Genomic DNA, 12,003 nt, shown 5'->3' on the forward strand with positions numbered 1-12,003 from the left:
CACCGGGCCCGCATCCTGCACCTGCAGCGGGGCCTGCTCCTCGGGCTGATCGAAGCGGACCTCGACGCGCGAGAGATGGCCGGTGACCTGCTGGCGGAGCTGCCCGATCAGCCCGTCGAAGAGCTCGAAGGCCTCCTGCTTGTATTCCTGCAGCGGGTCGCGCTGGGCATAGCCGCGCCAGCCGATGACCTGCCTGAGATGGTCGAGGGTGACGAGATGCTCGCGCCAGAGATGGTCGAGCGTCTGCAGGAGCACCTGCTTCTCGACATAGGTCATGACCTCTTCGGTGTTGCGCTGGATGCGGGCGGCATAGTCCTCGTCGGAGAGCTTGCGGATGCGCTCGCGCAATTCGGTGTCGGCGATGCCCTCCTCCTTGGCCCAGTCCTCGATCGGCAGATCGAGGTTGAGGTACTGCACCACCTCCTGCTTGAGGCCGGCGGTGTCCCACTGCTCGGGATAGGCCTCCTCGGGGATGTGGCGGGCGACGAGGTCCTCGGCGACGCCCTGGCGCATGTCGTCGATGGTCTCGCGCACGCTCGGCTGCTTCATGAAGTCGCGGCGCTGCTCGAAGACGACCTTGCGCTGGTCGTTCATGACGTCGTCGTATTTCAGGATGTTCTTGCGGATGTCGAAGTTGCGCGCCTCGACCTTGCCCTGCGCCTTCTCCACCGCCTTGTTGATCCAGGGATGGACGATCGCCTCGTCCTCCTTGAGGCCGAGCTTCTGCAGCATGCCGTCCATCCGGTCGGAGCCGAAGATGCGCATCAGGTCGTCCTGCAGCGACAGGAAGAATTTCGAGCGGCCGGGATCGCCCTGGCGGCCGGCGCGGCCGCGCAGCTGGTTGTCGATGCGGCGGCTCTCGTGGCGCTCGGTGCCGACGATGTAGAGCCCGCCCGACTTCAGCACGCGCTGCTTGAAATCGGCGACCTCGGCGCGGATGGCGGCGGCCTTCGCGTCACGCTCCGGGCCGGGCTCGATACCGGCGAGGTCGTGGGCGATGCGCATCTCGGCATTGCCGCCGAGCTGGATGTCGGTGCCGCGGCCGGCCATGTTGGTGGCGATGGTGATGGCGCCGGGCACGCCGGCCTGGGCGACGATATAGGCTTCCTGCTCGTGGAAGCGGGCGTTCAGCACGGCGAAGGCCTTGACGGTCTCGCCCTTGCGGGCGGCGGCGTAGACCGGCTCCAGCGCGGTGGGGTCGGTGAAGTCGATGAGCTTGTAGCCCGCCTTCTCCAGCATCTCGGCGATAAGCTCCGAGCGCTCGATCGAGGTGGTGCCGACGAGTACCGGCTGGCCGTTCTCCTGCGCCTGCTTGATCTCGCGGATGACGCCGCGAACCTTCTCCTCGAAGGTGCGATAGACCTCGTCGTCCTCGTCCTTGCGGGAGATCGGGAGGTTGGTCGGGATCTCGACGACCTCGAGCTTGTAGATCTGGAAGAACTCGTCCGCTTCGGTCGCGGCCGTGCCGGTCATGCCGGCGAGCTTCCTGTAGAGGCGGAAATAGTTCTGGAAGGTGATCGAGGCGAGCGTCGCGTTCTCGGGCTGGACGGTGACGCGCTCCTTGGCCTCGAGCGCCTGATGGAGCCCTTCCGAATAGCGCCGCCCCGGCATCATGCGGCCGGTGAACTCGTCGATGATCACGACCTCGTCGTTGCGGACGATGTAGTCCTTGTCGCGGGTGAAGAGGGCGTGGGCCCTCAGCGCCTGGTTGACGTGGTGGACGATGGTGATGTTGTGGGCGTCGTAGAGGTCGCCCTCGGTCAGGATGCCGGCCTGCCGCAGCAACTCCTCGATATGCTCGTTGCCGGCTTCGGTCAGTGCCACCGTGCGCTGCTTCTCATCGACCTCGTAATCGGTCGGGACGAGGCCGGGCAGCACCTTGTCGATCGAAACATAAAGGTCCGACTTGTCGTCGAGCGGGCCGGAGATGATCAGCGGCGTGCGGGCTTCGTCGACCAGGATCGAGTCGACCTCGTCGACGATGGCGAAGTGGTGGCCGCGCTGGCTCATCTGCGCGACGTCGTACTTCATGTTGTCGCGGAGGTAGTCGAAGCCGAATTCGTTGTTGGTGCCGTAGGTGATGTCGCAGGCATAGGCGCGCTGGCGCTCCTCGTCGTCGAGGCCGTGGACGATGGTGCCGACGGTCAGGCCGAGGAAGTTGTAGAGCTTCGCCATCCACTCGGCGTCGCGCCGGGCGAGGTAGTCGTTGACGGTGACGACATGGACGCCCTTGCCTTCGAGGGCGTTGAGATAGGTCGGGAGCGTCGCGACCAGCGTCTTGCCCTCGCCGGTCTTCATCTCGGCGATGGCGCCCTCGTGCAGCACCATGCCGCCGACGAGCTGGACGTCGTAGGGGCGCTGGCCGAGCACGCGCTTGGCCGCCTCGCGCACCGTGGCGAAGGCCGGCACCAGCAGGTCGTCGAGCTTGGCGCCATTGGCGAGCTGCTGCCGGAATTCCTCGGTACGGGCCTTGAGCGCCTCGTCGCTCAGCGCGGCGATCTCGTTCTCCAGGGCGTTGATCGCCGCGACGCGGGGCTGGTAGCCCTTGACGCGGCGGTCATTCGACGAGCCGAAGATCTTCTTTGCGAGCGCGCCAAGCATGTTGGGCCTTTCAGGTGATGTCTCGGTCCACCGGCCGGCGCGGCCCCTCGGGTTTCGCGCCCGGGCCGGCAGGCCGCGGTATTCTCGAATGAAATCCACCCGTCTCATCGCCGCTCTCGGCTTCGCGCTGCTGGCGGGACCGGCCTTTGCCCAGGCCGACAAGGTCGTCGCCAAGGTCGACGGCATCCCGATCACGGAGCAGGAGGTCCAGCTCGCGACGGAGGATCTCGGCGAGCGCCTCGCCCAGCTCCCCGAAGACCGCAAGCGCGACGAGGTCATCAACTACCTCGTCGACCTCAAGCTCGGTGCGAAGGCCGCGGCCGAGGCCAAGGTCGCCGATACGCCGGAATTCGCCGCGCGCCTCGGCTATTACCGCGAGAAGGTGATGCTCGATCAGTATCTCTCCGGCGTCGGCAAGAAGGCCGTGACCGCAGAGGCCGCCAAGAAGCTCTATGACGACACCACCAAGGCGATGGCCCCCGAGGAGGAGGCGCATGCCCGCCACATCCTCGTCGAGACCGAGGACCAGGCCAAGGCGGTCGAGGAGCGGCTGAAGAAGGGTGAGGATTTCGCCAAGGTCGCCGCCGACGTCTCGAAGGATCCGGGCTCGGGCAAGGAGGGCGGCGATCTCGGCTGGTTCACCAAGGACCGCATGGTGCCGGAATTCGCCGAGGCCGCCTTCAAGCTCAACAAGGGCGAGGTCTCAGTGCCGGTGAAGAGCCAGTTCGGCTGGCACGTCATCAAGCTCGAGGACAAGCGCTCGAAGCCGCTGCCGGACTTCGCCGCGGTGAAGCCGCAGATCGACCAGTATCTCGAGCGCAAGGCCCAGCAGGACACCGTGCTGGCGCTGCGCGAGAAGGCCAAGGTCGAGCGCCTCGACAAGCCGGCTCCGCCGGCTGCCCCGGCTCCGGACGCCGCCAAGCCGGCCGAGCCGAAGAAGAACTGAGCGTTTCGCTCCCGACTACGCGATTTTGGAGGGCGGCCCTTGCGGCCGCCCTTCTTGTTTTCGTCATCGGCCTGCGGCAGAGGGGCTCTTGAACGAGACGCACTGCCCGGCGAGCGGACGATTCGCCGGTCTTCGAGCAGTGTCCCGCAGGAGGAAGCCCGATGGCCGGCAAGGATGTTCCCGTTTCCCCGCTCGCGCCCAAGCGCCAGCCCAAGGTTCCGCCGGTTCCGGGCGTGCGCTTCGCGACCGCCGAGGCCGGCATCCGCTACAAGGGCCGCCAGGATGTCTGGTTCGCGCTGCTCGATCAGGGCACGCAGGTCGCCGGYGTCTTCACCCGCTCGAAATGCCCSTCCGCSCCGGTCGACTGGTGCCGYGAGAACCTGRMGCARGGCWMSGCSCGSGCSATCGTCGTCAATTCCGGCAACGCCAAYGCCTTYACCGGCCTSAAGGGGCGTGACTCGGTCAAGCTGACGGCCGAGATCGCCGCCAAGGCCGCGGGCTGCCAGCCGCAGGAGGTCTTCATCGCCTCGACCGGCGTGATCGGCGAGCCGCTCGACGCGACCAAGTTCAAGGGCGTGCTCGACGATTGCGCCAAGCGCGCCGCGGACGGCCCCTGGATCGACGCCGCCAAGGCGATCATGACCACCGACACCTTCCCGAAGGCTCTGACCCGCAAGGCCAAGATCGACGGCAAGGAGGTCGTGATCGCCGGCATCGCYAAGGGCGCCGGCATGATCGCGCCGGACATGGCGACGATGCTCTCCTTCGTCTTCACCGATGCGCCGATCGCCGCCCCCGTGCTGCAAGCGCTGCTGTCGAAGGGCGTSAAGGGYTCRTTCAAYGCCGTCACSGTCGACAGCGACACCTCGACCTCSGACACGCTGATGCTSTTCGCCACSGGSAAGGCGGCGGCGCGCGGCGTGCCGGAGATCACCGAGGTCAATGATGCMCGSCTCTCSGGCTTCAAGCGGGCGCTGAACTCCATCCTGCTCGAGCTCGCCCATCTCGTCTGCAAGGACGGCGAAGGCGCGCGGAAATTCGTCGAGGTGCGCGTCAGCGGCGCGGCCTCGGCCCGCTCGGCCAAGCGCGTCGCGCTCTCGATCGCCAACTCCCCGCTGGTCAAGACCGCGATCGCCGGCGAGGACGCCAATTGGGGCCGCGTCGTCATGGCGGTCGGCAAGGCCGGCGAGCCGGCCGATCGCGACAGGCTCGACATCGGCTTCGGCGACATCGTCGTGGCGAAGCAGGGCGCCCGCGCCCCGTCCTATGACGAGCAGGCCGTGTCGAACTACATGAAGGGCGATACGATCGTCATCACCGCCGATCTCGGCATCGGGCGCGGCAAGGCCACGGTCTGGACCTGCGACCTGACCAAGGCCTATGTCGAGATCAATGGCGATTACCGCTCCTGAGCGGCCGCTTCCGGCCGATCCAAGCCGCAGCTTCATCGCCGTCAACCTGCTGATCTGCTCCCTGCTCTGGGGATCGAGCTACCTGTTCATCAAGTTGATGAGCGGGGAGGTTTCGGCGCTGGCAATCGCCGCCAGCCGGGGCTTGCTCGGCGCCGCCGTGCTGTCGTTGTGGAGCCTGGGCCGCGGGCGCAGCCCGCTGCCGCGCCGGGCCGAGATCCTGCCCTGGATCATGCTCGGCACCACCAATGGCTGGSTGCCGAAYGTRCTCGTCGGCTATGCGCTGATCCAGCTCGCCAGCGGCCCGGCGGCGATGATCCAGGCGGCCGGCCCGCTCGTCACCGCGCTCGTCGCGCATCTCGTCTTCGCCGAGGAGAGGCTGAGCCGGCGCAGGCTCGGCGGCATCCTGCTCGGCATGGCCGGGGTCGCGCTGCTGATCGGCCCGCGCCTGTTCGAGGGCGGCGGCACGGCGCTCAGCGTCATCGCGATGATCGGCGCGACATTGAGCTACGCCGTCGCGAACCTCTATGTCCGGACCGTCCCGGCCGCGATCGGGGATCCGGCCCGGCTGGCGCTGGGCCAGCAGATGTTCTCCGGCCTGATCGCGACGGGGCTGACGCTCGCCATCCTGGGCCCCTCGGCCTTCCTGCCGCTCGGCTCGCATCTGCCGGTGATGCTGGCGCTCGGCATCTTCGCCACGGCGATCCCGGTCACGGTGTTCATGCGGCTGATCCGGGCGGCGGGGCCGACCCGGGCGGCGATGACCGGCTATCTTGTGCCGACGGTCGCCGTGATCCTCGGCGTCGTTGTCCTGCGCGAGGCTTTGGAGTTGCGGCAGGTTCTCGGTGGCTGCATCATCCTGGCCGGCGTCTTCCTGGTCACGACGGCGCCGCGCAAGCTGGGGGCTGCATGAGGATCGGGCTATTCGCGGCGGCGGCGCTGGCCGCAGCCATCATGGCCGGTTGCGTCGAACGCAAGCCGGCGACGGCGGCCTTCTCGACCGAGGAGGCCGCCTTCATCAAGCAGAGCGGCAACGGGGTCATCGTCGGCCACGCCTTCCGCACCAGGCCGAGCGGCACGGTGGTCAACGCTGCCGGGCAGGTGGTGCGCCTGATCCCAGCGACGGCCTTCGCCCGCGAGCGCTTCGCCAATTTCTACGGCAAGGGCAAATATGTTCCGCACCGCGCCTACCCGGCCGATGACGCGGTCGATCCCGCCTATAGCGAATACACCCGCACCACCAAGGCGGAGGCCAATGGCCGCTTCGGCTTCGACAAGGTGGCGCCCGGCAGCTATTTCGTCACCACTCAGGTGATCTGGGGCGACGAGGACGCCTTCTCGCGGGAGGGCGGCTCGGTCTATGACAGCGTCACGCTGACGGGCAAGGAAACCGAGCCCGTCCAGGTCATCCTCTCCGGCAACTGAGTCCTGTCCCCGTGAAACTGCTTCTCGTCGTCGCCTGCGCGCTGATCGATGCCGACAACCGCATCCTCGTCACCCAGCGACCGGAGGGCAAGGCGCTCGCCGGGCTCTGGGAGTTCCCCGGCGGCAAGTTGGAGCCGGGCGAGCGGCCGGAGCCRGCGCTGATCCGCGAGCTGCACGAGGAGCTCGGCATCACCGTGAAGGAGGAGTGCCTCGCGCCGCTGACCTTCGCCAGCTATGCCTATCCCGAATTCCATCTGCTGATGCCGCTCTATGTCTGCCGACGCTGGGAGGGCTCGCCCGCCTCGCGGGAGGCGCAGGCGCTGAAATGGGTTCGCCCCGGCAAGCTGCGCGATCTCGCCATGCCGCCGGCCGACGAACCGCTGATTCCGCCGCTGGTCGACCTGCTCGGAGCGTAAGCCCCGCTCAATGCACGGCCGGCAGGCCGAGCGCCTCCCAGCGATCTCGCGGGATGGGATCGCCGACATGGAAGGCGAAGGCGGTGACGCGCTTCAGATCCGGCGAGAGCGTGCAGGCGAAGCGCAACCCATACCAGCGCTGCCGGCTGCGGAAGGCGGCTCCTTCGGCCATCAGGACCTGGCCTGAAAGCTTGGTGCCCGCCAGGGCATAGGCAGTGACGCGGTCGGGCTCGAAACTGCGCTGCCAGTCACGGATCTGGCCCATCGCTTCCAAACCGCAGAGCTGCTCGACCCGCTCGTCGGGGGCGAGGCGCGGCAGTATGGCGAGGGCGTCGCGGCTGCGCGGATCGGCCAGAACACGCTGCGAGAGCATGCGCGGCGGGTGGACCATCCCGTCCGCCGCGACCGGGGCGGGAGGGCTCGGTGCCGGCGCGGCAGGGGGGGCGGGAGCAGGCGGGGCGGCGAGCGGCGGCGCGATGTCCGGGACCGGTGCGGTCGGAGCGGGGGCCGGCGTCGGCGGTTGCGGCCGGGTCAGCGCCTCGAATTGCTCGGATGTCTGCAACTCGACCTCGACGCTCTGCTCGGCGATGGGGGCGATGTCGAATTGCTGGATCGCGACTGAAGCGAGCCAGGCGATCAGCGCGGCATGCAGGATCGCGGCAGCCGGCAGGCCCGGCGCCAGCGTCGCAGCTCGTGACCGAGGCGCCGATGGCATGGTTCAGGGCAGGGCCTTGCCGCGGGCAGATGTGCCGCGAACAGAATCGCCCGGTCGGAATATCGCCATCATCCGGTTTCGCGCCTCGCCCCTCGCCGGGGAACAGCCGCGATCAAGCCGGCATTTTTGTGTCGATCTCGGCCGGAACGGGTTCCGCCTCGTCGCGGCCGAGCTGAAAGCGCTCGAAACGCCGCAACTCCTCCTCGATGGCGGCCTTGAGGGCGGGCGCCTCGAAGCCATCGAGCCAGGTCCAGCGCTGCATCAGGAGCTTGCCGGCGGCGCGGTCGGTCTTGAGGTCGAGGACGGCGACGATCCGGTCCCCCGCCAGCACCGGCAGGCCGAAATAGCCATAGACGCGGTTCTCGGGGCGCAGATAGGCCTCGAAGACATGGGCGTAGTCGAAGAACAGCTTCGCGCGCTTGCGCTGGATCACCAGCGGGTCGAAGGGCGAGAGAATATGGATCAGGCCGGGCTCCGGCGGCTCCGGCACCGTCTCCAGCGCCTCCGGCGCCGCCCAGTGGACCTGCTTGCCGGCGCCCTCGATCGCGACGGGCACGAGCTCCTTGCGCCTGACCCGGCCGGCGATCTGCGCGGCCACCGCCTTTTTGCTGGGCGCGTCGAGATGGCAGGCGGAATCGAGGCTGACGAGCCCCTGCGCCCTCAGCGCCCGGTCGAGCCTGTAGGCGGCAACCTGCCGCTCGCTCGCCGGCGTCGGCCGCTTCTCCCACTGGAAATGCCGGTCGAACAATTCATAGGTCTTCACCATGCCGGTGCGGGCGGAGATCACCAGCTCGCCATCGTAGAAGGCGCGTTCCAGCAGGCCCTTGGAGGGCTTCTTGCTGGCCCAGAGATGGGCCTTCTCGATCAGCTCCTCCTCGATGTCGCGGATGGAGAGGGCGCCGTCCCGGCGGATGCGGCGCAGCAGCTTGCGGGTTTCCTCGCGGGAGCCGACGGCCGACCAGCGCTTCGGCTCATCGCGATGCGCCTTCATCTCCGGCAGAAAATAGCGGATGTCGCGGGTGGGCACATAGGAGAGCGCATGCGTCCAGTATTCGAAGACGCTCTTCTCGACCGATTGCGCCTGGGCGAGGTCGCTGCGGCGATAAGCGGGGATGCGGGCGTAGAGGATATGATGGTGGCAGCGCTCGATCACGTTGATCGTGTCGATCTGGACATAGCCGAGATGCTCGACCGCAGCCCGCGTCGCCGCGGGGCCGGCACCGAAGGGTGCGCGCCGGTCGAGCCGCTGGGCCGCGAGCCAGATGCGGCGGGCCTGTTCGGCGGAGAGGGCGAGCGGCTTGCGGGGGCGAGGCGGCATGGATGCAAGCTAGCCACCGTGCCGGCGCTTCGTAAGAGGGCGCGGGCTTCTCCGCTGACAGCGGCTGGCGGGAGCCGTATGGCCGCCTCCTCGAGCAGCTGCGGCGCCGGGCCTCAGGGCGCGACGATCAGCGCCCAGTAGACCTGGTACTTGGAGCCGGGCGCATAGGCCGTGGCGATGCCCATGCGCTTCGCCTTCGCGTCCTTCATGACGCGGTCATGCTGGGGCGAGTCGCGCCAGCCGGAGAAGGCTTCGGCGAGACGCCGGTAGCCGGCCGAGAGATTGGCCTCGGCGCCGGGCACGCCCTCCTTGGCGAGCCGTGCCTTCACCGCATCGGCCTGCGCTGGCTTGTCGGAGCGGGCCATCGCCTCGGCCTCGTGCTGGGCCGCCTCGTCGAGGGAGGGGTCGAGCGCCAGCGTGCCGAGGCCGGCGTTCATGCGGTAGGCCGAGATCATGGCGCGGGCCTGCTCGGCATCGACCTTGGCCGAGGTCGAGCCGAGGTCGCGATAGAAGGCGGGCTGGGCCTGGCGCTGCGGCTCCGTGCAGCCGGCCACGCCGAGCAAGGCGAGTGCGCCGGCGATGGCGGCGGGGCAGGTCATGGCGCGCTGGCCCGCGAGGCGGCGCAGGAGGCTGCGGCCATTCCGCGATCCCCCGAAGTGCGGAATGGCCTCAGTTCCTTGTTCCGGCGCATGGTCTCGACGCAAACCAGTGTCCACTTCGCTCGCAAATGCTTTGGGCATCCGGTCATTCCTTGTCGCTGTCCTTGGCATTGGCGAGATCGGGGAGGGGAAGCGGCTTCGTATCCGGCTTGTCCTCGTCCTGCGTTTCGTCCGCGTCGGGCGTGGCGGCCCGGGCCCGTCGCGGTTGCACCACGGCGGTCTTGCCGTTTGCCGCCGGCTTGCCGGCGCCCGCGGCGGCCTTGCGCTGCGCCTCACGACCGCGGCCGACGGCAGCGGCGATCTCGCCCAGCGAGTGCTCGACGCCGTCGAGCCCTTTCACCAGCAATTGCGGCGTATCGGCCGGTGGCTCCAACTCGGTCAGGCGCTTCTGGATGGCGAAGTTGAGGTCGCTGTTGACCCGGCCGGTGATCTCGACGTCGGCGACGACGCAGATCAGCTCGAAATCCATGGTCGTGGTGCCGATTTTCTTGAACATCACGGCCGGCGGCGGCTTCTGCAGCACGTCGCCATGATTGCTCGCGACCTCGCACATTGATGCGTTTGACGATGCCCTCGACGTCGCCGACCACGACCTGGTCGCCGACCCGGATCGGCCGCTCCCAGAGCAGGATCAGGCCCGAGACGAAATTCGACACCACCGACTGCAGGCCGAAACCGATACCGACCGAGAGCGCCGAGGCGACCAGCGTCAGCCGTTCCAGGCTCAGGCCCACCGCCGAGACGGCGATGGCGACGGCCGCGATGTAGCCGAAATAGCCGGCGGCGGTGGTGATCGAGTTGCGCAGGCCGGGGTCGAGATGCGTCGTCGGCAGGAATTTGTTGTCGAGCCAGCGCTGCAAGGTCCGGGTCGCGGCGATGCCCAAGGCGAAGACGACGGCGCCGACGACGATGGTCGAGACCGAGACGGTGACGCCGCCGACCTGGAAGCCGAAGAAGGCGGCGCGCAGCGAACCCAGGAAATCCGAGGATTCCAGCCCCCAGGGCGCCAGCACCAGCAGCAGCGTCACGAAGAGCAGAAGCAGCTTCAGCACCCCGGCGCCGAGCACCGCGATCTTGTCGAGCGTGGCCGCGCGCAGGCCGACACCGGCGCGCAGCGTCAGCGCCAGCCGCCCGTTGCCGGTCAAGAGACGCGGGATGCCGAGATCGACGAATTGATGCGTCAGCAGATAGAGGCAGGCGACGATGCCGAGCCAGAGCGCCTGCTGGGCCAGGAAGGAGGCGAAGACGATATAGCCGCTGAGCGCGGCCGCGATGATGGCGAGGCCGATGATCCAGCCGAGAATGCGAAGCGGGCCGAGGCTCGCGCCATCGACCGGGACATAGGGGCCGAGGCAGGCTTCCTGCTCGACATCCTCGTCGTCCCGGATCCGGTAGAGCCCCGCGATCAGCGCCAGCGCGAAGAGGATCGCGAAGAGCGCCTTGACGATGATCGAGATGGCGAGGCCGGCGGCGATGGCCTGCAGCCAGGCCTCGAAGACCTTGCCGACCGCCGTCACCAGCGCGAGCGCGCTCGCGATCCAGACGACGCTGCGGGCGGTGTCGTCGAGCACGCGGATCAGGCGCCGCTGCGGGCTCGAGGGTGCGAACACCGCATCGGCGAGGGCCTGCACGAAGGCGACGAAGGCCAGCCCCATCACCACCGCCCAGATCACCGGCTGGATGCGCTCCGGCAGCAGGCCGGTGGTGCTGAGCGCCTTGTAGAGCAGCCAGCTCGCCAGAGCCGGCGGCGCGGCGCCGGCGACGATATGCGCCAGCGCCACGTAGAGGCAATGCAGGCTGCCGGTGTCCTGGGTGTTGGCGTAGCGGGCCTTGAAGCGCGGCAGATAGCGGGCGCGGGCCCAGTAGAGCAGGATGGCGCCGATCAGCGCGAGCGCGAGAATGCCGCCGCGCGTGCCCGAAAGCGCATCCGAGACGCCGGAGAGCCAGCCGCCGAAGACATAGCCCGAGGCGCGCAGGTCCTCGGGCGCCGTCGCCACCGCGTTGCCCCAGACATCGGGGCTGAGCACGGAGGGGCCGGCGGCGAAGAGGGTCGTGGCGAAGATCTCGCGGCGCTTGTCGCCGATGGTGCTCTGCAATTGCTCCGCCTGGAGCAGCGCGGCGCGGGCGATCTTCAGCGTCTCGTCGGCATCGGCATAGGCCTTGGTCCGGGCCTCGCGCTCGCGGGCGATCTCGGCGGATTCGGGCGGGGCCTTGTCGTCCGGCTTCGGGCCGAGCTGGTCGAGCTTGAGCTTGGCCTGGTCGACCAGCGGGCCCTGCTGCTCGATGACGAGGCGAAGCTGGTCGAGCGAGGGCTGCAAACGGACGCGCTGCCGCTGCAATTCGGCATCGCTGAGGTCCGGGCGCGTCAGGGTCGTCTCGATCTGCGAGAGTTCGAGCCGGACCGCATCGAGACGCCCGCGCGGGCTGTTGGGATCGACCGGCGCGGCGGCCGGCGCGGCCGCGGTGGCTGGAGCGCCGGTCGGCGCCGGCGCGGGTTGCTGGGCCTGCGCGCCC

General features: G+C 68.7%; 10 protein-coding genes and 2 pseudogenes. 5 read left to right on the forward strand and 7 right to left on the reverse strand.

Features of this window, described 5'->3' with window-relative positions:
- Window positions 1-2,601, reverse strand: a 2,601-nt coding sequence (gene secA, locus AB4Y99_RS22785) for a preprotein translocase subunit SecA (protein ID WP_441524938.1), incomplete at its 3' end; no start/stop codon positions are given.
- An 88-nt stretch (window positions 2,602-2,689) separates the two neighbouring features.
- Between secA and AB4Y99_RS22790 the strand changes: the two genes are divergently transcribed.
- The 5 genes from AB4Y99_RS22790 (at window position 2,690) to mutT (ending at window position 6,797) form a co-directional block, all read left to right on the forward strand.
- On the forward strand, window positions 2,690-3,547 hold the full coding sequence (locus AB4Y99_RS22790) for a peptidylprolyl isomerase (protein WP_248311156.1): 858 nt from the start codon (window positions 2,690-2,692) through the stop codon (window positions 3,545-3,547).
- Between the two features lie 161 nt (window positions 3,548-3,708).
- Window positions 3,709-4,959, forward strand: coding sequence for a bifunctional glutamate N-acetyltransferase/amino-acid acetyltransferase ArgJ (gene argJ / locus AB4Y99_RS22795; RefSeq protein WP_441524939.1), 1,251 nt, complete (start codon window positions 3,709-3,711; stop codon window positions 4,957-4,959).
- On the forward strand, window positions 4,940-5,869 hold the full coding sequence (locus AB4Y99_RS22800; protein ID WP_441524940.1) for a DMT family transporter: 930 nt from the start codon (window positions 4,940-4,942) through the stop codon (window positions 5,867-5,869). Before argJ ends, AB4Y99_RS22800 begins: the two co-directional genes overlap by 20 nt.
- Window positions 5,866-6,381, forward strand: coding sequence for a carboxypeptidase regulatory-like domain-containing protein (locus tag AB4Y99_RS22805; protein ID WP_441524941.1), 516 nt, complete (start codon window positions 5,866-5,868; stop codon window positions 6,379-6,381). Before AB4Y99_RS22800 ends, AB4Y99_RS22805 begins: the two co-directional genes overlap by 4 nt.
- 11 nt (window positions 6,382-6,392) lie before the next feature.
- On the forward strand, window positions 6,393-6,797 hold the full coding sequence (mutT, locus tag AB4Y99_RS22810) for an 8-oxo-dGTP diphosphatase MutT (protein ID WP_185748012.1): 405 nt from the start codon (window positions 6,393-6,395) through the stop codon (window positions 6,795-6,797).
- A 7-nt stretch (window positions 6,798-6,804) separates the two neighbouring features.
- Here the strand turns inward: mutT and AB4Y99_RS22815 are convergent, their stop codons facing one another.
- The 6 genes and pseudogenes from AB4Y99_RS22815 to AB4Y99_RS22840 all read right to left on the reverse strand — a co-directional run.
- Entirely contained in the window at window positions 6,805-7,512 is a 708-nt protein-coding gene (locus AB4Y99_RS22815; protein ID WP_441524942.1) for a DUF930 domain-containing protein, read from the reverse strand.
- A gap of 112 nt (window positions 7,513-7,624) precedes the next feature.
- A complete protein-coding gene (locus tag AB4Y99_RS22820; protein WP_441524943.1) occupies window positions 7,625-8,830 on the reverse strand; it encodes a winged helix-turn-helix domain-containing protein in 1,206 nt (401 codons plus the stop codon).
- Between the two features lie 113 nt (window positions 8,831-8,943).
- A complete protein-coding gene (locus tag AB4Y99_RS22825) occupies window positions 8,944-9,429 on the reverse strand; it encodes a CAP domain-containing protein (protein WP_441524944.1) in 486 nt (161 codons plus the stop codon).
- 145 nt (window positions 9,430-9,574) lie between these two features.
- Window positions 9,575-9,829 (reverse strand): hypothetical protein, encoded by a 255-nt coding sequence (locus tag AB4Y99_RS22830; protein ID WP_441524945.1) that lies wholly within the window; start codon window positions 9,827-9,829, stop codon window positions 9,575-9,577.
- A 93-nt stretch (window positions 9,830-9,922) separates the two neighbouring features.
- Window positions 9,923-10,042: pseudogene (locus AB4Y99_RS22835) on the reverse strand (hypothetical protein); the annotation flags it as partial.
- Between the two features lie 46 nt (window positions 10,043-10,088).
- A pseudogene (locus AB4Y99_RS22840) lies at window positions 10,089-11,828 on the reverse strand (DUF3772 domain-containing protein); the annotation flags it as partial.
- Window positions 11,829-12,003: the final 175 nt, after the last annotated feature.

Source organism: Allobosea sp. TAB14 (assembly GCF_052113865.1).
In the GTDB taxonomy this organism is placed as follows: Bacteria; Pseudomonadota; Alphaproteobacteria; order Rhizobiales; family Beijerinckiaceae; genus Allobosea; species Allobosea spartocytisi.